The sequence below is a fragment of the Paenibacillus sp. FSL W8-0194 genome (assembly GCF_037969745.1).
Classification (GTDB): domain Bacteria; phylum Bacillota; class Bacilli; order Paenibacillales; family Paenibacillaceae; genus Paenibacillus_AQ; species Paenibacillus_AQ cookii.
Window position 1 is genome coordinate 39,288 of the sequence record NZ_CP150205.1, and the last position, 21,827, is coordinate 61,114.

Annotated in this window: 18 protein-coding genes and 2 riboswitches; of the genes, 9 read left to right on the plus strand and 9 right to left on the minus strand. The window is 50.3% G+C overall.

Annotated elements, in window-relative coordinates:
- Positions 1-414 precede the first annotated feature (414 nt).
- Positions 415-513: riboswitch (cyclic di-GMP riboswitch) on the plus strand.
- 1,004 nt (positions 514-1,517) lie between these two features.
- From MKY58_RS00170 to MKY58_RS00185, 4 genes are all read left to right on the plus strand, one after another.
- A complete protein-coding gene (locus MKY58_RS00170) occupies positions 1,518-3,551 on the plus strand; it encodes an Ig-like domain-containing protein (protein WP_339322936.1) in 2,034 nt (677 codons plus the stop codon).
- Positions 3,552-3,631: 80 nt separating this feature from the next.
- Positions 3,632-4,285 (plus strand): class D sortase, encoded by a 654-nt coding sequence (locus MKY58_RS00175; protein WP_339322937.1) that lies wholly within the window; start codon positions 3,632-3,634, stop codon positions 4,283-4,285.
- A 194-nt stretch (positions 4,286-4,479) separates the two neighbouring features.
- Positions 4,480-4,576: riboswitch (cyclic di-GMP riboswitch) on the plus strand.
- Positions 4,577-4,699: 123 nt separating this feature from the next.
- Positions 4,700-5,443 carry a hypothetical protein gene (locus tag MKY58_RS00180; protein ID WP_339322938.1) on the plus strand — a complete coding sequence of 248 codons (744 nt, stop codon included), beginning with the start codon at positions 4,700-4,702 and terminating at the stop codon, positions 5,441-5,443.
- Complete coding sequence (locus MKY58_RS00185) at positions 5,424-5,699, plus strand: hypothetical protein (RefSeq protein ID WP_339322939.1); 276 nt, start codon at positions 5,424-5,426, stop codon at positions 5,697-5,699. Before MKY58_RS00180 ends, MKY58_RS00185 begins: the two co-directional genes overlap by 20 nt.
- A gap of 213 nt (positions 5,700-5,912) precedes the next feature.
- Here the strand turns inward: MKY58_RS00185 and MKY58_RS00190 are convergent, their stop codons facing one another.
- The 4 genes from MKY58_RS00190 to MKY58_RS00205 all read right to left on the minus strand — a co-directional run bounded on the left by MKY58_RS00190 (position 5,913) and on the right by MKY58_RS00205 (position 10,473).
- A complete protein-coding gene (locus MKY58_RS00190; RefSeq protein WP_339322940.1) occupies positions 5,913-7,094 on the minus strand; it encodes an MFS transporter in 1,182 nt (393 codons plus the stop codon).
- A gap of 433 nt (positions 7,095-7,527) precedes the next feature.
- Entirely contained in the window at positions 7,528-7,833 is a 306-nt protein-coding gene (locus tag MKY58_RS00195; RefSeq protein WP_339322941.1) for a metalloregulator ArsR/SmtB family transcription factor, read from the minus strand.
- Positions 7,834-8,095: 262 nt separating this feature from the next.
- Positions 8,096-9,589, minus strand: a complete 1,494-nt coding sequence (locus MKY58_RS00200; protein ID WP_339322942.1) for an MFS transporter — start codon at positions 9,587-9,589, stop codon at positions 8,096-8,098.
- Positions 9,590-9,702: 113 nt separating this feature from the next.
- Positions 9,703-10,473, minus strand: coding sequence for an arylamine N-acetyltransferase (locus MKY58_RS00205; RefSeq protein ID WP_339322943.1), 771 nt, complete (start codon positions 10,471-10,473; stop codon positions 9,703-9,705).
- A gap of 175 nt (positions 10,474-10,648) precedes the next feature.
- Between MKY58_RS00205 and MKY58_RS00210 the strand changes: the two genes are divergently transcribed.
- Positions 10,649-11,992 carry a PLP-dependent aminotransferase family protein gene (locus tag MKY58_RS00210; RefSeq protein ID WP_339322944.1) on the plus strand — a complete coding sequence of 448 codons (1,344 nt, stop codon included), beginning with the start codon at positions 10,649-10,651 and terminating at the stop codon, positions 11,990-11,992.
- 42 nt (positions 11,993-12,034) lie between these two features.
- The gene (locus MKY58_RS00215) at positions 12,035-12,445 is read left to right on the plus strand and encodes a hypothetical protein (RefSeq protein ID WP_339322945.1); all 411 of its coding nucleotides are present in this window, start codon (positions 12,035-12,037) and stop codon (positions 12,443-12,445) included.
- A 120-nt stretch (positions 12,446-12,565) separates the two neighbouring features.
- On the opposite strand, the gene MKY58_RS00220 is transcribed toward MKY58_RS00215, so the two are convergent.
- Positions 12,566-13,699, minus strand: coding sequence for a DUF4261 domain-containing protein (locus tag MKY58_RS00220; RefSeq protein WP_339325001.1), 1,134 nt, complete (start codon positions 13,697-13,699; stop codon positions 12,566-12,568).
- A gap of 223 nt (positions 13,700-13,922) precedes the next feature.
- Here MKY58_RS00220 and MKY58_RS00225 point away from each other — a divergent pair, with 223 nt between their 5' ends.
- Complete coding sequence (locus tag MKY58_RS00225) at positions 13,923-14,132, plus strand: hypothetical protein (RefSeq protein ID WP_339322946.1); 210 nt, start codon at positions 13,923-13,925, stop codon at positions 14,130-14,132.
- A gap of 117 nt (positions 14,133-14,249) precedes the next feature.
- On the opposite strand, the gene MKY58_RS00230 is transcribed toward MKY58_RS00225, so the two are convergent.
- Positions 14,250-14,879 (minus strand): HD domain-containing protein, encoded by a 630-nt coding sequence (locus tag MKY58_RS00230; RefSeq protein ID WP_339322947.1) that lies wholly within the window; start codon positions 14,877-14,879, stop codon positions 14,250-14,252.
- 543 nt (positions 14,880-15,422) lie between these two features.
- On the opposite strand from MKY58_RS00230, the gene MKY58_RS00235 reads away from it, so the two are divergent.
- A complete protein-coding gene (locus tag MKY58_RS00235) occupies positions 15,423-16,301 on the plus strand; it encodes a hypothetical protein (protein WP_339322948.1) in 879 nt (292 codons plus the stop codon).
- Between the two features lie 283 nt (positions 16,302-16,584).
- On the opposite strand, the gene MKY58_RS00240 is transcribed toward MKY58_RS00235, so the two are convergent.
- The 3 genes from MKY58_RS00240 to MKY58_RS00250 are packed head-to-tail and all read right to left on the minus strand — an operon-like array spanning position 16,585 to position 20,406.
- Entirely contained in the window at positions 16,585-18,255 is a 1,671-nt protein-coding gene (locus tag MKY58_RS00240) for a hypothetical protein (RefSeq protein WP_339322949.1), read from the minus strand.
- Between the two features lie 35 nt (positions 18,256-18,290).
- Positions 18,291-19,109 (minus strand): WYL domain-containing protein, encoded by an 819-nt coding sequence (locus MKY58_RS00245; RefSeq protein ID WP_339322950.1) that lies wholly within the window; start codon positions 19,107-19,109, stop codon positions 18,291-18,293.
- Positions 19,096-20,406 carry a WYL domain-containing transcriptional regulator gene (locus MKY58_RS00250; protein WP_339322951.1) on the minus strand — a complete coding sequence of 437 codons (1,311 nt, stop codon included), beginning with the start codon at positions 20,404-20,406 and terminating at the stop codon, positions 19,096-19,098. Before MKY58_RS00250 ends, MKY58_RS00245 begins: the two co-directional genes overlap by 14 nt.
- A gap of 152 nt (positions 20,407-20,558) precedes the next feature.
- Between MKY58_RS00250 and MKY58_RS00255 the strand changes: the two genes are divergently transcribed.
- Positions 20,559-21,824 (plus strand): methyltransferase domain-containing protein, encoded by a 1,266-nt coding sequence (locus MKY58_RS00255; protein WP_339322952.1) that lies wholly within the window; start codon positions 20,559-20,561, stop codon positions 21,822-21,824.
- The last annotated feature ends 3 nt before the right edge of the window (positions 21,825-21,827 follow it).

Here is a 21,827-nt window from a genome sequence, read left to right on the forward strand (position 1 = left end):
GTCAAAAACCAATCATTCATTCGCCTGGGCAGCTGCCCAGGGATATGCTGGATATCTTACATATCATACCACGGACACGAAAGACAAAGCTATGTCACAGTGGATCAAAGATGGCTACTTAGTCAAACATATAATTTATTCTCTATTTAACGGACATGCCTTGATGCCGCCGAAGACGGCGAGGCACTGTACGTAAAGGACGTTATCGATGTACTTGAGGCAATAATTGGAGAGTTAATCAATGGCCGGTTCTCTTTATTTCTCCAAAAGCCGACAGCTTTTTCTAATAGAGCGGTGAGTAGGAACGACAAAAACGAAGGAAATATTGAAAAATGAGACTTTAGACCCTAACTTAAGATTCGCATATATTATATTTTTAAGTAAATGTTAAAAATTTCAACTACATATAAGTTCGTACGATCATGGCAAACCCATTGAAAAATGGGGACGCAAAGCTAGAGGGGCTATCGGATTTATTGAAAGAAGAAAATCCTACGCCAGCCAGTTACCGAATGCGACGGACAACTCCGTCTATTAAGCGTCTGCTTTTTGACGGAGTTTTCTTTTTTGATATATTTTAAAATTTAACTAATGATAGTCGGGGCATTAAGCTTTGTCTATAGATAATGATTAACCATGAGGGAGGAAATGTTTTAGGGGAAAATAAAACTTAGTTGGTGGACTTGAGGCGAATGAAAGATACATATGAATGCCTCCATTTAAAAAGAAGTAGTCACTGAAAAATAAAAGGAGGTTGAAAAATGAACTTGCGGTATATGAAACGGGCTGCAATCGCAGCAACGACAGCTCTAATCGTCAGCAACTGGGTACCGCTTGCGCCACTTGGGAATCAAACAGCACATGCGGATCCCACTCAGGTTTCTTGCGGGAACAGGGTTGCATTAATTAACGGTAGTTTTGAGGAGCCGGATTTGTTGAATCTTCCTAGTAATGACATCCATGAAAATGGTGGTTCTTGGTATACTATCGATGATGATTTTGTACCAGGTTGGCAAACTACTGATAGCACAGGAACTATCGAGTTTTCATCACCAACCAAACTTGGCGTTGACCCTCGACCTGAGTCCAAATACCATTATGTTACTGACGTCCCGGATGGAGAGCAGTATGTGGAATTAAACGCCTATAATTTCGGTCAATTATACCAAGATGTTCAAACAACACCTGGACAAACCATTAGTTGGCGACTGTTTCACAGAGCTGCGTATGAATATCAGACCCCTGGGGACGATACAATGGATGTAAGAATAGGCTCAAGTACAACTGATCCAAGTCAACTACCTGTTGTTGAAACAATAAAAACTCACACTTCTCAAGGATGGAAGGAATATCGTGGAAGTTATGTAGTTCCTGCTGGCCAAACCGTAACGCGGTTTGGTTTTAAAGCAGTTGGTAGTGTCCTTGGATATGGGAATAGCGGCAATTTCCTGGATGACATTTTCCTTGGTACAGAGCCGTGTGGTGTTGTAACCAAGTCTGTAGATCCAGTTGACAATGTGCAAGAGGGAGATACCTTAACCTATACGGTCAACTTTAAAAATGAAGGTGGAGACGAAACAGGCAACACCGTATTTACAGACACCATCCCTGACGGAACCGAATACATCCCTGGATCTTTGGAGATTGTATCCGGCCCGAATACCGGGAAGCTGACCGATAAAAGCGGCGATGACCAAGGAGAGTTTCTCGAAAACGAAAAGCGGGTGGTCGTTCGTTTAGGAAACGGAGCGAACCAAAGCCAAGCAGGCAGAATCCCGAATACCGATGTCTTGCCTAACGGAACGACAGTCCAATTCAAAGTTAAGATTCTCTCGAAATACAAAACGACTACGGTCGCCAATCAAGCGACTGTGGGGTACGATAATTTGCTGACAGGAACTCATGAGGAACGGAAGTCCAACGGCGTTACGGTCGATGTGAACCGTCCGCCGATTTCGCCGGATTTTGAAGAAACGACATGGAGCGGCATAAACGTAACCGGAAGCGTATATGGCGTGGACGCAAACGGCGATCCGCTGACGTTCGAAAAAGGAAAGGATCCTGAAAAGGGTAAGGTGACCGTAGGTCCGGACGGAAAGTGGGAGTATACTCCTGATGGTGTCGGTGATTTTAGCTTCACAGTTATCGTAAAGGACAGCAAAGGTGGAAGCACCACCTCGACGGTGACGATTCACGTGAAAGAGCCGCCAAACCACCCGCCGGTAACCGAAAATGACAACGTAACGACAGAGAAGGACAAGTCGGTAACCGGCAGCGTATATGGAACCGATCCGGATGGGGACGAGTTGAAGTTCGCCATCAAAACCGATCCGAAACACGGCAAGGTGGAGTTGAAGTCGGATGGAACGTGGGAGTATTTCCCGGACCCGGGATATAGCGGCCCGGATATCTTTACTGTAATCGTGGATGATCAGAAGGGCGGGGTAACGACCTCGACCATTACGGTTAACGTAACGGATAAGCCGACTCCGCCAACGAACCGTCCGCCAACCGCTTCGGATAAAACGGTAACGACGGAAAAAGGCAAATCCGTAACGGATACCGTTTATGGCACCGATCCGGATGGCGATCCATTGACGTATACCAAAGGCAAAGATCCGGAACATGGTACCGTGACGGTCAATCCGGATGGCACATGGACCTACACGCCAGAGCCTGGCCATGTAGGAGGAGACAGCTTTACGATTATCGTGGAGGATAGCAAAGGTGGAAAAACCACGGTGACGATCACGGTCGACGTGAAGGAACCTGCGACGAACCCTGGCACGAACCCAGGTACGGATCCGGGAACAACCCCGGGAACCGATCCAGGAACAAGCCCGGGAACCGATTCAGGAACAAGCCCGGGAACCGATTCAGGAACAAGCCCGGGCACTACGCCGAATCCGGGCACAGACCCAGGAAAACCAAATCAAGTACCAAGCGTGCCTTCCTATAATGCGGAAACGACGATCAACACGCCGGCAACCGGAAAAATAGAAGGTACGGACGCGGACGGAGACAAGCTGACGTATACGAAAGGAAGCGATCCGAAGCACGGCAGCGTTACCGTGAATCCGGACGGAACGTGGACCTATGTACCGGACCGGGATTATACCGGCAGCGACAGCTTTACGGTGATCGTGAGCGACGGCCGCGGCGGCACGACGACGTCGGTGGTGACGCTCGACGTGAAGGGAACGGGCACTGAACCGGGAACAACGGTTCCAGGAACTACCCCTGAGCCGACCAAACCGGGAACCGGCACGACGCCAACGAATCCGGGAAGCGGAACGCCGTCGAATCCAGGACCAGGCACGACGCCAACAAGCCCTGGAACCGGAACGGCTCCGGATGCGGGCGACGGATCTGGATCTCCGTTGGAAGATAACGGAACCGTTGCCGGGGAGTCTGGCAAAGCTCCTTCGCCGGGAGAACAATCCGGCAGCAAGCTGCCGAATACGTCGACGAACGTTTACAATCTAGGGTTCATCGGCATGGTTATTTTGCTGGCAGGATTGCTTTTGTTTTGGAGAAAACGTAAGGTATAATCGTTATAACTGATATGAAGAAAACACTTTTCTGCGCGAAAGGTGTTTTCTTCTATATGAAAAGGCAGGGGGGAAATGGTTTGAGGAAGAAAGCGGGAGCCGTATTGATGGCCCTTGGGATCCTTATTGTATCCATTGCCGTTTACCAATACGTTGAACATCAGATCCAATTAAAAAAGGCGCTGGCTCAGGCAGAGGTTTTGGTCGGCTCAAAATCCGGCGAGCTTCCGGTAACGAAGCCATTGCCCACGGCTAAGGCAGCCCCGAATCCCTCTGTAACGCGGGAACAGTTCCATCCCGCCGATAATGACGTGATTGGATTGCTGGAGATACCAAAGATCAAGGCGGAATTGCCGATCATTGAAGGCACGGATGAAGAGATGCTGGAAAAAGGCGTTGGGCATTATAGCGGTACCGTGTTACCGTCCGACGGCGAGCAAATATTGTTATCCGGGCACCGCGATACGGTGTTCCGCAAGTTCGGCGAGCTCGGGATCGGCGATCGTTTCATCGTCAAAATGCCTTACGGTTCCTTCGAATACGAAATAGCGAGCACAAAAATCGTCGATAAGGACGACACCTCCGTCATTCGACCGATGGGAAAAGAAGTTCTTGTCGTTTCGACGTGTTATCCTTTTCGTTACGTAGGTGCCGCTCCCGACCGGTATGTCGTATACGCCTACCCGGTTCCAACGGATCAGGGCACCCCAAGCAAAACGAACGGATCGGCGTAATGCCAAAGCCGCAGCCGCGAAGGCTGTGGCTTTTTTTATTGCGGAAAATGGCCCATTCTAACCCAAACGCCGGCAGCTGTTGCAATCCGGAAGCATACCCAATTTTGGGTATTTTTTTTGAGGGGGTCGAATTTTATAATGAGATGTAACAAATTGATTTTAAAGATATGAAAGAGTTAACAACGTCATACTTCGTACGATAATAGCAAACCCATCGAAAGGTGGCGACGCAAAGCTACAGGGGCTAAGGTGGATGCTCTACTGCAACCGCTATGCCAGCCAGTTGCCGAATACGACGGAAGCCTCCGTCTATTTTTCGTATGCAAAAATCGGACGGGGGCTTTTTGTATTCGGAACACGCCAGTTGAGGTATGCGGTAAGAGCGGCTAGATTCAAACTTTGAGGAGGATGTTTATGAGTCATGTTAAGAACAACGAAACCTATGTTTCCGGAGCGGCTGTAATTGAAAAAGGGGCAGCGCCGTACAGTCAATATGCGCCTGATATGCACGTATCGGTCGGTTGTATCCCATGTACAAGGGCGCACTTGTCAGCGGTTTCCGCGGCCCTCAAAGAGGGGGATGCAGAAACGGCCCGTGAAGAGATCTCCGCACTGATGGAGTACGATTTGACACCGGAGAAGTTAGCAGCAACACCGGAGAAAGACCGTGAAGTATTATCCAAGTATGCAAAAGCCATTTCCAGCTTGCAGAAAAAACTGGCCGAACCTGTACCGGAGTTGACGGCGATTGCAGCATCGCTCAAAGAGGCCATCCGTTTCGCCAGGGTAGACGGTATAGAACATCCTGAGGTGCAAATGCGGCTGGAACGTTCCGAGGAACTGGTGAATGGCTTGGAACGGATTCGATTCGCACCGGAAAACATACAGTCTCTGGAGCCCAAGATGCGAGCTGAAATAAAACTCGTGTTGCCGGAGATCCGCGAGGCACGCCATCAACTGTTGAACGGCATCACCACACCGGATGATCTTGAACATGCAGGCGCTCGGTTTGCTCTCATTTCGCGGAGAATCAACGTGAACCCCGATCCGGAAACATTACAAATCGCGCAGAAGGAAGCGGCGGAATTGAATTCCAGCTTCCGCCGGGATGTACTCCAAGCTTGGGGAGGTAAGTCATATGAGTCTACCAGACAATGAAATCGCATATGGCTTGACCATGGAGTGCAGCATTGCGGACCATCGTCCTTGCGAGCTTGCCACCATCGTTGGCATGGCGGTTGACATCAGCGAACAGGAAGGGATCGCTCTTCCACCGCAGCTTAAGCGGATCATGGATACACAGATTTTGACGGAAAGCAGCGTACGTTCGGCCCTCCATGAATGGGTGCATACCATTCCCGAGTCCCAAAAAGAAGTTGCGGCAGCTTTGTTCCATGTCCTTGAAAATGGATAAGGCACACGAACGGTATTGTATAGTGCCGAAACCAGGATCAAGTTGTCCGAGGGATCAATCCGAAAGAGAGAAGGGCAGTTCTGGAGTATAACTCTAGGGCTGCCTTTATCGTTTTTCTTACGTATACGAGAAGCTTGCGGCGGGTTTAGCGCAAAAACAGCAGAAAAAATGAAAGGTCGTGGCTTTACGCCCCGACCTTTCTACATTTGGCGGTTAATCAGCGTTAGATGCAAGGGCTTTTTCTTTCATTTGCCCATTCAACAAGAACGATGCCAGAAGGGCAATCACGACGCCGGCCGCGCCAATCCATGTAATCTGCGACAAGGAAATTTGATCGACTACGATGCCTCCGATGCCGGCGCCCGCCGCCATTGACAATTGCATCGTGGACTGGTTTAGACTTAGCATAATGCCCGAATATTCAGGTTCGATCCGAACCAAGTTAAATTGCTGTGTTGGGCCGGTGGACCAGGCGGTGAAAGACCATAACATAAGGATAGCGACAATCGGCAACCATGAATTCGTAAACGCGACGGTAACCGTAAGTAAAACCAAAGCGGCAATATGCAGCAGCATGCCCCCGGTCAAGGTGGGAGTCACTCCCCATTTGTCCGTACTGTATCCCCCGAATTTAGAACCGATTAAGCTTGCAATGCCAAACGCCAGCAAAATGCCGCTCAGCGCGTTTTCATGCACGCCCGCCACCGTCAGGAGATAAGGCGAAAGATAGGTGTAGGCTACCGAGTAACCGCCCAGCCAAAAGAAAGTGATCGCCAGCCCGAGAACCGTTCGGCGGTTTTTAAGCAGCCCCAGCTGCTTGGTCAATGGCACAGGAGCATCGCCTTTCACGCGCGGAATGGCAAAATACAACACGATCATTGCCAGCAGCCCCGCTAAAACAAGAAAACCAAATATGGATCTCCATCCGTACGCGGCGGCTGCCATGCGCCCCAGAGGAACGCCAACGATCATCGACACGGTGAAACCCATGACCACATTTGCGATCGAACCAGCTTGCTTTCCTTCAGGCGCAATTTTAGCGGCTATATCCAGAGCCGTCACGACGACGGTCCCTGCGCCCAAGGCCATCAAAGCCCGCGCGGCCACAAATAGTCCGTACCCTGGCAGTATGAATGCCAGCACATTAGCGATGACGAAAACGCCCATGGCGATGACCAGCAGCTTCTGACGTTCCATCTTGGCCGTTAAAGCCATGATCACGGGAGTGCAGACAGCATAAATGAAAGAAAAAATCGTCACCAATTGTCCTGCGGAAGTAATCGAGATGTCTAAGGATACCGAGATCTTATCCAAAATACCCGAAATAATATATTCGGATGTCCCAACCAAAAAACTGACGAGTGCTAATAAGTATATTTTCCAAGTGCCCTTCATGAATTTGTTCTCCTTTATTCAAGTTCCTTTCATAATAAGCATCCTCAAATCGATATATAAGTATATTTCGATTTGATATACAAAAATAAACCGTTTTTCCCTGCTCAGACATAAACTGCAACGTGCCGTGGCCGACAACACGTCAAAACTACATATTGTTATATGTCGATATGATCTTCAAAAATAAAACCGAAATATCTGTCGGACCTGATCATGAGGCCTCCATCCGCCAATTCCCCGATAAATAAGCTAATACCCATCGGGCACGAACGTATCGCGCTCCGTGGCTGACAGCATCTGTTCCGGCATGCTTTTGTTCATTGGACGCAATAAAAGGGGCTTCGTCGCCCGCAACCGACAGGGCGCGGCGAATCCAGGGCGACGGCAGCCGTCATCGGGTCCTTATTTTTCCCATCGGAAGCTGAAGTTAGCCTTATTCGATCTCCCCCCTTAACTTAGTCATCGCTTCGCGAATCTTTTCCTCATCCCTTTTGTAATAGGTGTACTTGCCGATTCGTTCGCTCTTGATCAACCCTGCTCGATGAAGAATCGTCAAGTATTGGGAAGCGGTGGATTGGGTCATATTTAACTTGTCGGTTACCTGGCCGACGCATACCCCGATTTTTCTCATATCAATCCCTTCATGGGGCGTAAAATGCTGCTCAGGTTCCTTTAACCATTGCAAAATTTGGATACGGGACTCATTGGACAATGCTTTGATAATATTGATCAGTTCCATACGCATAATTATATCGCGATTTATCGATGTGTCAATCCTTTCCTTGGGATCTGAAAAAAGAACCTATAGGGATGCACCATGCTCTTTTAGGGGGTATGAGGTCATTAATGGTTAGCGCGATTTCAAAAAAAAAAAACACAGCCGCGAAGAGCTGTGGTCTTCTTTTGCATTCAGTATGTTACCGCGTCATGGAGTCTGGCGGCTACAATGTTTTTCAAGGCTCTTGCGGGCTAACCTGCTGTTTTGTCCCGGGCTTCGCGAGCTATTTCTTTTGCTCCGGGTCCGATGCGGACTCTTGGATCATCGCATGTTCTTCATGCCACCACAGCGCTTCTTCCGGTTCTTTCAGCAGCTCCTTGATTTCGTGCTTCTCCTCGACGGCCGGCGGGGAGCCGCGCAGCGATTTGCCCGACGTGTCGGTAAACCAAAACGTGACGACGACCAGTCCGATGATCGACGTGGCGATCAAAAAATAAGCCGGAACGAGATTGTTTTGGGTCAAATTGATCAGCCAGGCCATCACAAGGGGGGTCGTGCCGCCGAACAAGGACGCCGAGATATTGTACGTGATCGCCAGCAGGCCGTACCGGACATCGGTAAAAAACAGCGCGGGCAGCACGGAAGGCATCGTCCCCTCGAAGCAGGTGAGGAATACCGCAAGGATCAGCAGTCCGAGAAATACGAGCCCGAGCTTGCCGCTGCTGATCCACAGGAAAGCCGGGTAAGACAGGACGAGCAGTCCGGCCAGGCCGATCTGCATGATCCTTTTGTTGCCGATCCGGTCGCTGAAATAACCCATGGCCAGCACGATCGGAATCATGATGAACATGACGATCAGGATCAGGAGCAGCCCTTCCGCTTCCCCGTAACCCAATACGGCGGTCAGGTGTGACGGCATGTAGGACAGCACCATGTAATTGACCACATTAAAGAAAAAGACAAGCACGGTACAGATCAGAATGACTTTCCAATGCCTCGAAAATAATTCCCTGAGCGGCGTCTTCGGTTTATCCTCATCCTTGGCCTGCTCCATTGCTTCAAAAGCCGGCGTTTCCTCCAAATGGCCGCGGAGATACAGTCCGACCAAACCGATCGGCGCCGCGATGAAAAACGGGATTCTCCAGCCCCAAGCAAGCATTTGCTCGGAACCGAGGAGATAGGTCAGCAGCGTGACCAAACCGGAGCCGGCAATATAACCGACCAAGGTGCCCACTTCCAGTCCGCTGGATAAAAAGCCTCTTTTTTTGTCGGGCGTCGATTCGGCGATAAAGGTCATCGCTCCCGAATATTCCCCTCCGGTGGAGAATCCCTGTACCAGCCGGGCAAGCAAAAGCAGCACCGAAGCCGTCGTTCCGATGGAAGCGTAACTCGGGATGAGACCGATGCAAAGCGTCGAGATGGCCATCATCAAAAGCGTGATGGTGAGCACCTTTTTGCGGCCCCAACGGTCCCCGAGACGCCCGAAAAACAATCCGCCGAAAGGCCTCACGATAAACGCGATGGAAAAAGTGGCAAACGTATAGACGAGCTGCACCGAACCGCTCATTTCCGGAAAAAACACTTTCCCGATGACGACAGCAAGATAGGAATAGATCCCGAAATCGAACCACTCCATCGCGTTTCCGAGAGCCGTTGCAATCACGGCCTTTTTCGCCATTTGTGCATCGACGATCGTAATGTCGTCTTTATGCAGCTTGGGCCCCGAACGTTTGCCGATCAGCGGCCATTTATGCTTTGGCTTTTCATCACTGTTCATCGTTTCCTGTCTCCTAACGAAAAATTGATCATTTCGCCGTTAGTATTCGCTGGAAACGGGAGGATGATGCGCAAAAGCGGGATATGCCGAAGTTTTTTGATTTATTTATGGCTTCACTTGACGGGCGGGAGATTGATGTTAAAAATATCGGCAAGAACCCTTTCGAAGTCTCCGGGCCTGATCGATTCTTTGGTTTTCAGTTCGCTTTGAACGACCGTCAACGAATGATCATGCAGCGTGATGCGCCCTTCTTCGGTCAGGATCATCGCCACCGGCACTTTGTTGAATCTGGATTCCTCGCCGTATTGGGTCATCATAAAAACATCGTAAAAATCTTTCAACTGCTTCGTTTCGGTCGGATCGAATTTATATAAGGCATCCAAGTCCGATCCTTCACGTCTCTCAAGGACAAGCTTACCCTCCTGGCCACTCCAGGGACGAATCCGATAGGAGCCGCCGTCCGCATCATGCACCTCTTCGCCGGTTAACGGCACCGGCTGTCTGGGGGTTCTCCCGCCGAAACCGACGTCGACCAAATAATCGGAGCCGTCGACCCGTACCATGTTGATGGCATGGGAGCCTGTCACGAACCATCCATCCTCCGTTTTGACGGTAGCCGCCGTCCGCGATACGGAAAAGCCAAGCTCGCGCAGCAGTTCGTGAAACAAGCCGTTTAACTCGTAACAGACGCCGCCCCTTTTGCGCGACACGATTTTGTCGAACTGCTTGTCGGCTTCAAGGGAAAGCGGGACCCTGCCGACGATATCCAAATTCTCGAACGGAATGCGCGTGACATGGCCGTGCTGAAGCAGCCGAAGAAAATCCAAGGATGCCCGGCGGGGACCATCGATGCCTAATCGTTCCAAATATGCGTCTATATTCATAAAGCCAGCTCCTTTTGTGGTTCCTTTCATTGATACAACACCCGGTATCTCAAAAGTACGATAAATCGGGCGAACCCACCATGCCTTTTTAAAGCAACTGTATCGGTACAGTTCAAAATTCAGGTATACTATGTACCAAAGCATGTCCTATGCTGAAATAGAGGAGTGGATCGGCGTGAAAAAATATGCTGCCATTTTGGCAGATATCGAACAGAAAATCGAGCTGGGGCAGTTTGCTCCGGGCCAAAAGCTCCCTTCCGTCCGTTCCGCGGCCGCGCATTACGGGTGCAGCGTCAGTACGGTGACCCGCGCCTACGCCGAGCTTGAAAAAAGCCACGCCATTTACGCCGCTCCGCAAAGCGGATTCTATGTCGTGGACAAACCGGCGAAAGAAGGGGACGGTCGCGACGACGGCGTCCTGGATTTGGCCTCGGCATTGCCAGATATCGACTTGTTCCCGTACCTGGATTTCCAGCATTGCCTGAACAAGGCGATTGATACATACAAACATGATCTGTTTACCTATGGCAGCCACCAAGGGATGGAGAGTCTTCGCCGTACGCTGGTGAACCATTTGGCCGTTGATCAGGTATTTGCCAAAGCCGAACAGATTTTTATCGCCTCCGGCGTCCAGCAGACGCTGGAAATGCTTGCGAAAATGCCGTTTCCGAACGGAAAAGAGGTTATTTTGGTGGAGCAGCCGAGTTACGACATCTATTTGCGTTTTCTTGAAACGGAAGGCCTGCCGGTCCGGGGAATTGCTCGTACCGCAGACGGCATCGATCTCGCTGAATTGGAGGAGATGTTTCAAAGCGGGGGAATCAAATTTTTTTACACCATGTCCCGTTACCACAACCCGTTGGGCACGTCGTATACGGTTCGGGAGCGGGAAGCGATCGCCAGGCTGGCGGACAAATACGATGTATACGTCGTGGAAGACGATTATATGGCGGATCTCGGGGAGGAGCGCTGTTTTGATCCGATTTTTGCCTACAGCCGGAAAGGGCATGCCATTTATTTGAAGAGTTTTTCGAAAATCATTTTTCCCGGCCTTCGCTTGGGGGCTGCCGTCTTGCCTCTGCATCTTGTGGAAACATTTCACCGGTACAGAAGGTATCCGGACACTTCGCTGCTTTCCCAAGCGGCGCTGGATATTTATATCAAAAACGGCATGTATGAGCGGCACAAACGTCATATCTGCAGCCAGTACGCCGCGCGGATCCGGGCCGCGAACGAAGCCATTCGAAGGCATAACCGGGAGGGGCTCGTCGAAGCTTCCAACGTCGATTCAGGGATTTATATCCAGCTGAAGGTGCAGCCTAGGGTCAATTTGGAACGCCTCATTGCGCGGCTTGAGGAACGGGGCATTCGGGTCGTGTCCGGCAAAAGGCATTACCTGTCGGATTTCCGGGAGCGCGAAAAATTTATTCGGATCAGTATCTCCCGGGCCGACCCGGAGCGGATCGACGAAGGCATACGCGCCATTATTGAAGAGGTCAAGAGGGGCGGAAGTTGGTAGGCCGTTAATCCGTATGAGGCAGCTTCGAAAGGGAGGTTCTCTATGGCTTATATCCTTAAACTGAACGGCGTCAGCTTGATATATGCATTTGTGCTTTTTGTCCATACGGAATTGATGGCGAATGTGTACCGGATCGAACGGCTTACGGGTTGGGAGCATGCCGGGAAGCTGGTCGATGCAGCGAATATCGCGCTTTTTGTCTGTTCCACGGTTCTGCTCTTTGTCATAAGCAAACGGTGGACAGGGCAGCGCAAATGGCGATATGTTACGACCGTTCTTTGGTTTCCTTATTTTTGCGTCTTGATCCGCGCCTTTACGGCGATGTATCCCATCACGGACCCGCAGGACATGCCGCTGCCGGTGGTGGGTTTGATCGCGCTTGGCGAAACGTTGATATTTCCGCTTTATATCGCGGGGATTCAATTCTTGTCGGGGATACGAAGGGGCATATAGAACTTTTGCCGCCAACATGGACAGTTCCTCGGGGCCGGAATTGCACGCGTCAGCGCCACGGCAAACCGCAACAGCGCACCCTGTAAGCAGGATGCGCTGTCTTTTTTTAGAGGAATTCGTTCAAAATTTGATTTTAAGACTGCTTCCTTCGACGTATACGCCCTCCGAACGGACGATGGGCAGCTTATGTTCCGCGCTGAAGCCGATCGTTTCCCCGTCTTTTAAAGTCACGTTTTGTTCGATGACGTAACCGCTGATGTCGATCAGGAAATCGCGCAGCTCGGAAGGGGAGGCTTGGGTGTCCAGCACCTCGATTTCATCCTTGCCGAATGTTTTCAACCCGAAAGTGTAGCCGCTGATGCCGTTTTCCGTTCGGACAAGGCCAAAATGCACCAGGTTCAGCAGCGGGAACATGTCATTGTCCGTTTTCATCAATTCCGCAAAATCCACGAACAGCCCCGGGTGAAAGACGGTGCCTGAGGAATACAATCCGACCGCGTTCGGGAGTTTCAAGCAGCTGGAGGCCAGCTTTGCGTATAGTTTGCCGCTATCAAGCGGGGAGCCGGAGCGGGTAAACACGGCCACGATGATTTGGGCCACATGGGTTTGGGTCTTTTCCACGGCTTCTTTCCAAAGGTAGTTCGCTTGGGCGTTATGTTCGGCTTCGCCGTCCGGAATCGGAGCATCGACAAAACTTAAAGCCGCCATGCAGCCATCCGCCTCGAACACGAGCGTGCCGTCGGTTTCTTTTGCGTTGTCGCGGTCCGTCTCTTCGGCCTCCGTGCAAGAAATATTCCAATCCTGCAAAAGATTCCGTTTGATCTGCTCCATATCGCATTCGTGGGAATCCAGCAGCACGAATCCGTTAAACAGACCGCGCTTGTCGTTCTGAGACTCTTCAGAGTTTGCCTCTTGTTGCCCCTCCTCGAGCGCCGCCGCTTGCTTCATCCAGAACTCGCGGATCATTTCTACCATGACTATGGCCTCCTGTTGGGCCGTGGCAGGATCATAAGGCTGCATTTCGCTGAAAACATGGCCGCAATGTTCAGTATCCAGGTCATGCTCATAACCGCCGCACACGCCGAGCAGCCATTTGCCGAGCAGGCTTTTTTTATATTTGAATATGTAGTAATGCATGCCGTGCAGATCAAATTCTCCCGCGATTTCAATTTTACTCGGTTCCTTTCCGAGTTCGCGTTCATCGGCCAGCCACTCGATCATGGACTGCATGGCTGCCTGCCGTTGGGTCGTCATCATTTCCGCTCCTAACATAAAAATATAGTCTACAAAGGTACATTCTACCAACCGCGGGAGCTGAATTCAAATTCATAGATTGCGGCATGAAAGCTTGATCAAGCTTGTGTTTTCTCTAAAAAATTGTGATGTATATCATAGGAAGCGGAAATTTAAATTTTGAATAATAAGGAGAGATGCTTTGCCAAAAAAGAAACAGAGTGAAGGAAGAGGGGGAAGACCGATGTCAGCCGGCTGCGAGCAGGATTATATGATCGAGCGCGTAAAGAAGGCCTTTGCGTGCAAGGTGTTGTGGTGCGAAGGGCGTCCGTGCTTGGAATACGGCAGCAGGGAGGAACTGGATCGCATTTCCGAATACGTTCAAGCCGAGTTCGGCAAAGAATTGCTGGATGTATTTTTTACGGCCGTTGCAAGCCTTCCGCCGGAAGCGTGAACCAGGATGCGCATTGGCCAAATCAAAAAAGCCCTCATGTCAGGGGGCTGAACCATCCTTGTAGCTATAACGGCATTAGACAATCCAAGGTCTGCGAAACTCCTTGAAAAACGGGGGTTATGATCGGAGCGCTTCATTCGTAATCCGTTCGATATCGATCGGGGATTGCGATCCCTCGCGAACCAAGTCGGGCAAAATTTCACGCAGAAAATAATCGACGCAATGCAGTTTGATTTGTTTGATTTTGATGAGGGCGCTGCGGTACATTACAATAAATTCCTTTTCGGTATTTCCCCGTTGCAGCTCGGCGAAGGCTTCATAGATCTGGTCCATCTTATCCGCCACCTCGAGGATGAGCCCTTCGACGGAATCGTCTTTGCCTTCGCGCAGCTGTCTGCGAAAAATAGGCTGAAACTCGGCGGGAATATGCTCGTCAATGAAATGGGCGACCATTCCTTCTTCAACCTGCTGCAGCATGGCGCGCAATTCGAGCGAGTGGTGCTTCACGGGCGTTTTGATATCCCCGATAAAAATTTCACCGTAATCATGGCTGCTTGTAATCTCGTATAACTTCTTCCAGTCTACCGTTACCCCGTTGCTTTCTTCAATGTCCGCCAATGTTTTGGCATATTGGACGACCTTCCAGGAATGCTCAGAAACGCTATGCTCCTGAAATTTGAATCTTCCCGGGCAGCGAATGATCCGCTCCAGATCCGTCAGCGATTGGAAGTACGCATGAATTCCCATGTTTTTTGCAGTCCTTCCTTATAAATATGGTTTTTATGTGCCGTACATCTAGTATACATCCGGTTTGTAAAAGGATCGTTAACGCATGCCAGAACTTATTGGAAATAGGATGTGGGCACTTGAGCGACAAAAGAAGGTCCCGATCAAAGATCAGGAGCCCCATGTGTTAAGCAGTCGGTTGTTTCATGATTTCGATCAATTTCAAGGCGGGTGACCTCCTTATGGGGAAGACGATATCATTTCTCGATAATAAGAGGTTATCTGAAAATCGCCAAAAATGAAAGCATCGCGCATCGGAGCTCGAAAATACATATTCGGCGTCTTGTTAAATAACAGGGGGCCAAAAGTACGGCACAACTTTGGTAGGAACCGCTGCGGCGGCTATTGCGGCAAAACGCTAGGCGAAAGGAATCGTTTTTCCGGGACATTCCGCGAAATGGGTTGTGCGCCGGGCGATGTTTATATACGATCAGTCCAGGTCTTTTTAAAAGTCTTTTTCAAACGATTGAACAAACGAAACGAAAAGGAAAACGGAGGGAAAGCATGAAATTGTCGAAGGTGATGATGGTAACGGTCTTATTGGGAGGCGTAAGCTTGCTAGGCACAGGGTTCACGGCAAAGCAAGAAGCAGGTACGCCGGCGGCGTTAGGGGAATCGGTAGGCGACAGCGGCGAAATCCGTGTCCCGCACAATGAACGGCTGCTTCTGTCCACCGACGAGAAATGGATCGCGAAGGAGGGCCATCAGTCCGACCTGATCCGGCTGCAATGGACGGCGGGCCGGGCCAAGCCGGCGATCGCCTGGGCCGATGAGAACGGCATAGACAAGACGGCGATCATTTCCCACGATAAAGCAAACAACCCGGAGCAGCACGACCATAAACATATTTCGTTCGAGACGACGATGTCGCCGACCGGACAATACCCGAACCAACTGTTCACCCGGTTGGAGATCCCTTACGACACCGACATCAGCGAAATCCGCACCCATTCGTCCAACTTTAACGTGATGAGCGGCATCCTGCGCGTAGCAGGCGAAACCGGCACGAACCGGGACCTTCAGTTCAGCGTGGCCGGCAACGATAACGAGACGACGCCAAGATGGGCCGTCCGCGCGGACAGTTCGCAGGAAGCGGGGGATAACGCCGGCTCCGATCTGCAGTTCGTCCGTTACGGCGATAACGGCGAAGCGTTCGATTCCGCGCTCACCATGCAGCGCAGCAGCGGCAACATCGGAGTCGGTACGGATAACCCCGATACAAAGCTCGATGTGAACGGGGACAAGATCCGCATCCGCGAAAAGCATACGCCCGCATCGTCCAGCGAGCCTTGCAGCCAGGGGCAAATGGCTTGGGACGAGCAGTATGTGTACGTTTGCGTTGCCAAAGACAGTTGGAAAAGAACGGAGCTCTCATCCTGGTAAGTCGGAGGAATGGGTTTGCTCGCCTCTTTTTTTATCCTAAACGGGGCGGAAGGGACCGTAGTCAAAAATAAAGAGCGCTCGAAAGCGTATTGTATTGAAATGCAGGGCGGTATGATTTCTGAAAAGTGACTCCGAAAGGCCGCATGCAGCCCAAGGATCAGATGCCGAAGTACCTCCGCCGACTCGGGATCTTTCCTTGAACGCTGCATTACGCTTCGGAAGAAACGCAGGATTTTCGGAACGGAGGATAGCTCGTATGTAACTAGCGCAAGAGTATCCTGGGCTACTCTATCTTTCCAGGGAAAAACTCAAGATCATCCGGTGTTTGGAGGGAAAATGGCTCGAGAACTTCCTTTCCGCAGGTTATAAAATTCACCCCGGCAAATGGGTAACGGTTTTCAATTATTTTATAATGAACATTTTCTTGAGGAAGATAAGCTCCCGTCCTAAGGGATTGGGTCGCTTCATAAAGATTGCCTCCATGATCGAACAGCGCTTTTTTTAGCATGCGAATGTTTATAATCCGGTTGGAACCGTCGTTGATTTTCCCGCTTCCAATCGAAATCTTTGTTAATACAAAATAATTGATATGATCGACGGGATCGATTTCACCAAAGGTCTTCTTCATGAAAGATTGAAGATTTGCTGTAATTCCCGCTTCATAATTAGGTATTTGAACATGAAGTCCTTTGTATAAATCTTCGTCACGAGATACAATTTCCTGAGCTGTAACAGGTTCTGTAATCCATTTCATTTCTAGAGCTGCTATTGTTTTGGAAATCGGATCGTAAATTGCATAATCCACGTCCGGTAGGTCTCCAGGAAGTTGAGTGGGGCCTCCTCCTTTCAGTGTAGGAAACAGCCTTAATACTTCTTCTAATTCATGCACGAAATAGGCCTCTTTTGACACGGTATCTTTATCTACCGTCCCAGCGTATATTCGGTTGAGTGTCGCATTTATATTTCTTCCTGCTAGATTATGGCTAATGAATGTCGGACTTACGAATCGTGCTCCATCAGTCAATTTAATAATGGGTTCTGTCATTAAACTTCCATACTTCTGTTTACCTTTCATGGTGCCGAAAGTAAGATCATCAAGTATTGCCTCCACAACGTGCCGGTCTACGCCATCGAACTCGTCAACATGAATAAAGTATAGAAGATTTGGCAGCATATGCTCCGGCAAAACACCGATCTTGTCCAAGATCGGCAGACAATCCTTACGAGCGGCGTGTGATGCCATATAGGCTTTATACAAAAGTTTGCTCCATACGTGCTTGATATCCTTAACTTTATATCCAGCCAAATCCATTTCATCCGGAAAATGAAATAACAAGTCTGTTTGGCTATTCGCAATAGCTGAATAGTATGCATCTTTCATACGCCAGTTCATTAGTTTAGGATACTTTCTATGTAGTGCTTGTTTAATGGCTGACATTCTATCTTGATATAACCTCGAGTTTTCCTCGATCAGTATCTCATTCATGATTTCATAACGTTGGATTTTATCGTCAACGGGACGAAAAGCAATCGTAATCTGATCAGGTGAGTCTTCTTCGAGAGAGGGGGATAGTATCCCGGGGCGGATCCCTTTATAATTAACCTCCACATATTGGTATAGGCTAGAAGTATTCAGTAGTTCAATACATTGATCTATTGCGGGCTGCCCTGTCCCATCCTCCCCTTCGGTTTCAGGGCAAATGTTATTTATATGCTGAATGGCTGTGCCAAAAGCACCTTTTAAACCTTCTGATTTTTTTTCTGCTTCGGATAACGTCTCTGGGTTATCTTGACTTCGTATCACTTGCAATTGGAGTGATAATTCTAAAGATTCATATAGTGAAGCAACTAATTGCAGTGCTTTATCTCTGTTGATATTATACATCGGCAAATTATACATCGCCCCATCAAGTTGGCTTTCAATCTCGCGTAAACGTTTCTCTGCTTTGGACACGTATTAGCTCCCCCTATCTTTCAATATTTTGCTACTTAAACTTCTTCTCTCTCACTTGCTTTCCCATACCGCTCCAGCGCCTTCGTCGAAGCTTCCACCATCCGCTTTTTGACGTAATCCCCTTCCAAAACTCTGACCCGTTTGCCCAAAAAACGCAGCTTGGAAAGCAGATATTCGATTTCTTCCCCCAGGAGGCATACCTTGACGGTATATAGGTTCCGGTCCGCGTCATAGGCGACTTCCTTCTCAAAACAGGAAAATGCGTATAGAATGCGGGACAGTTCGCGGTTATACATAGGAAGAATTTCGATAAGGACCTGCGTTTTGCGCGACTCAAGGGTGAGGCGGGTCCGTTCCAGCATCCGATCGACTCGTTCGTGCGAGATGTCCGCTTCGGCGATGAACAAGATTTTGTCCAGTTTCGTTTTCATGAGCGCGTGATGCCGAACGCGGTGCCACAGCAAATACCATTCCCGTTTGACCATCGAATACTCCAGCTTGTAGGGCACGCCCAATTGATCGGAAAAGATCCGGTCGCCCCGGACGCTGTACGACAGCCGAATGCCATGGCGGTTCAGGATCAGGCGGCGGATTTTCCCCAGCAGGGGATGGTAGACCTGCTTTTCCCGGCTGCGGGCTTTTTCGATCAGATGAGGATGGGGATCGAAGGAATCATCCGGATCCAACATCGATTCCAGTTTGGCCAACGTTCCGGCCGTAAACGCTTGGGCCGCTGCGGGATGCGCCAGCGCCGTTTTGAGCCAGGCCCGCTCGTGGGCAGTTGCCATGAACGTGCCGGCATCGTCCAGGCGAGAAATGATCTGGTAATTGAAAATTTTTTCAAACGGATTCATAGTAGGCCCGAATCTCCTTCCATTCCGCGATCAACTCCCGGCGCAGCTGCACAGGCTCCAGTACCTCGCAGCTCGACCCGAAGCTCCGCAGCCAAGGTTTGATTTCCTGCGTGCCGTTCACCGTGATCTCATAGATGAAGGAGTCTTCGCGTTCCTCGACGATTTCTCCCCACTGCCCCTGTAAGAGCACACGCTCTTTAATGAAATTCGGCTCCGACCCGCCGGGACTAAAAAATCTGGCCCGCACCGTCACCGGCCGCCCCGTGTCGATCAGCCAGCTGTAGCGAATCCGGTCCATCAGCTCCGCCTGCTTTTCCTCGAACCATGCCTGCGCCGCGGGCTCCCCGGTTTCGACCTGCGTCATGCCTTCCATCCGGTATTTCCGGATGCCTTCCCGTCCGTAACCAAGCACATACCATCTTCCGTATTGGTGGTCATACACCACCTTCAGCGGCAGCGTCGTCTCCAGTTTCCCTTGGGATTCGCGCTCGAACAGCGGGTTCGTGTTTTGCGAGCCGTAGCTTTTGTCCGATTTGGGCGAGAAGTACAAAAACTTCATTTTGCGCCGGCCCCGGATCGCATCCAGAATGGCGAACAAATGGGCTTCGTCCAGGATTCGCGAATGGTAATGGTATTTGTACAAAAACGGCTCGACCGTCTCTTTTTCCGCGCCGCTGCGAACGAGATGTTTTTTGAGCCCGTCGCGCAGCAAATATCCTTGTACGGATGGGATTTGCGTATTGGCCATCACGTCCACGAAATCGTATAAATCGAGAAGCTCCTCATCCGTCAGCTCATGGATCAGTTCGTTCCGGATGCGGTATATATAAGGCCTTGCCCCGTTTTCCCTTCGAACGACGCCGACTTCCTCCAAGTATTTCAAGTCTTTGCGTATCGTTTTTTCGTCCGGCAACGAAAGGTCCGCGGGAAGATCCGCCATGCAGCAGTCGAGCAGCTCCGACGCGGTCATCGGCCGGCCGTTCAGCGCCGCGAGCACCAGCGACAACCGCCGGCTTTCGGACTCTTTAAGCGACTTGGCCCGGAACAGGAACAGCAGCATCGGGTCGGCCGAATCGTCGTACCGGTATCTGATCGCTTCGGCGAACTCTTTGCCCTGCTCCTCCGGCAGCTGTTGGTACGTGGCGTGCACGATGTCTTTTAATCGGCGGAGCGTTTTGTCGAAGGTGTTGACGGAGATGCCGAGCCGTATGGCAAACTGCTGCCTGTTGTAAGCCCCGCTCGTCAGAACGAGCATGCGCAGAAACTGGATCTCTTTGTCGAAGCTTTCTTTGGCCATCCGTTTTTCCCTTCTTCCGTAAAAAATGCTCCTTTCATTGTATCAGTGGATGGAGATGGGGAAAATGCCAAACTTTTTTCCTGTCGTAATACTTCCGCCATGTTCGCGCGGCCGGAAATACGCGATGATAACAGCACAGGAGGGAGTTACCGATGGCAATCGTTCAAGTAAAATCGACCAATCCGCAATTTTCGTATCTCATCAAAAAAAATCCGGGTTCCGGCATGATGCTGCGGAGCATCCGTCAGGGAATCGCGTACGGCTGGTATACCGATGAAAGCACGTATAACGTTTATTTCAAGGACGCGGACAATGAAATTTCCTATAAACAGCACCAGCAGGAGACTTTCGAATATCTTAACGTTTCGCGCTATCATACGCCTTTATTTCCGCTGAACGCAATCGGGGAATTTTTTTCGGCCCCGCTGAAAACGCAAGACGAACGGGATGCGGAAGGCTATGAACATACCTTTTACATTCCGATGATCCATATCGAGTTGACGCGTTATATCGATTTTTTTGCGAAACATCTTCCGGAATTTACGTTTACGACCGACCATCTGGCGCATAAAAGCTATTCGTTAACCGTCACGACGCAAAAAAGCCTGTATCAGCTTCTGCATGTGGTCAGCGTATTATGTTTGTTCCTGTCCATGTTCGGCAACGAATACATCGATATCTCCGAAAAGGTGCTGGAGAAGTACATCCGGAGCATGCACGTCATCGACGCGCCGTTTTACATCCGGAGCCTGTTCGTTCGCAACTTTTTGTCGTCCAAGGAACGGTTCGGCCGATACAAAGCCGAGCTCGAAAAAACGGACCGCTACAGCATTCAATTTGCGTACGGGGGAACGGCGCTGCAGCGGCGGAATTTCATCGGGGGCGTGCTGCCTTTCGACAAATCCATTCTGGATGTGGGCTGCGGCGAAGGCTTTTACGCTCTTCCGTTCGCCGGCAAAATCGACGGCACGTATTATGCGGTCGACGTCGACGAAGAGGCGCTTTACAAAATGACGCGCAGAGCGGAATCGAAGCAGATCGCCAACATTGCGGCTTTTGGATCGATCGGCCATTTCCTCGCGGAATACAGCGGCGAGCGGGTGGACGTCATTTTGACCGAAGTGATCGAGCACATGAGCGAAGGGGAGGCGGGGGAGCTGATCCGCCAGATTGGGCAAGAGGTCGATTTCGGCCATTTTGTAATCACGACGCCGAACAAGGACTTTAACCGGTTTTACGGACTTGCGGGTTTCCGCCACAACGACCACAAATGGGAGATGGGGCGGGAGGCGTTCCGGCTGTGGCTGCTTGATGTGATCAGGGACGCGGGCCTTTCATGCGAATTCGTGGACATCGGGGACGAGGTGGACGGCATCCGCACGACGCAGGGGGCCATCCTGAAGAAAAAGGAGGTTTAATGA

Coding starts and splice junctions, on each gene's coding strand:
- MKY58_RS00180 (WP_339322938.1), top strand. CDS start 4,700: ATGAGTCATGTTAAGAACAACGAAACCTATGTTTCCGGAGCGGCTGTA.
- MKY58_RS00185 (WP_339322939.1), top strand. CDS start 5,424: ATGAGTCTACCAGACAATGAAATCGCATATGGCTTGACCATGGAGTGC.
- MKY58_RS00190 (WP_339322940.1), bottom strand. CDS start 7,094: ATGAAGGGCACTTGGAAAATATACTTATTAGCACTCGTCAGTTTTTTG.
- MKY58_RS00195 (WP_339322941.1), bottom strand. CDS start 7,833: ATGGAACTGATCAATATTATCAAAGCATTGTCCAATGAGTCCCGTATC.
- MKY58_RS00200 (WP_339322942.1), bottom strand. CDS start 9,589: ATGAACAGTGATGAAAAGCCAAAGCATAAATGGCCGCTGATCGGCAAA.
- MKY58_RS00205 (WP_339322943.1), bottom strand. CDS start 10,473: ATGAATATAGACGCATATTTGGAACGATTAGGCATCGATGGTCCCCGC.
- MKY58_RS00215 (WP_339322945.1), top strand. CDS start 12,035: ATGGCTTATATCCTTAAACTGAACGGCGTCAGCTTGATATATGCATTT.
- MKY58_RS00220 (WP_339325001.1), bottom strand. CDS start 13,699: ATGACGACCCAACGGCAGGCAGCCATGCAGTCCATGATCGAGTGGCTG.
- MKY58_RS00225 (WP_339322946.1), top strand. CDS start 13,923: ATGTCAGCCGGCTGCGAGCAGGATTATATGATCGAGCGCGTAAAGAAG.
- MKY58_RS00230 (WP_339322947.1), bottom strand. CDS start 14,879: ATGGGAATTCATGCGTACTTCCAATCGCTGACGGATCTGGAGCGGATC.
- MKY58_RS00235 (WP_339322948.1), top strand. CDS start 15,423: ATGAAATTGTCGAAGGTGATGATGGTAACGGTCTTATTGGGAGGCGTA.
- MKY58_RS00245 (WP_339322950.1), bottom strand. CDS start 19,109: ATGAATCCGTTTGAAAAAATTTTCAATTACCAGATCATTTCTCGCCTG.
- MKY58_RS00250 (WP_339322951.1), bottom strand. CDS start 20,406: ATGGCCAAAGAAAGCTTCGACAAAGAGATCCAGTTTCTGCGCATGCTC.
- MKY58_RS00255 (WP_339322952.1), top strand. CDS start 20,559: ATGGCAATCGTTCAAGTAAAATCGACCAATCCGCAATTTTCGTATCTC.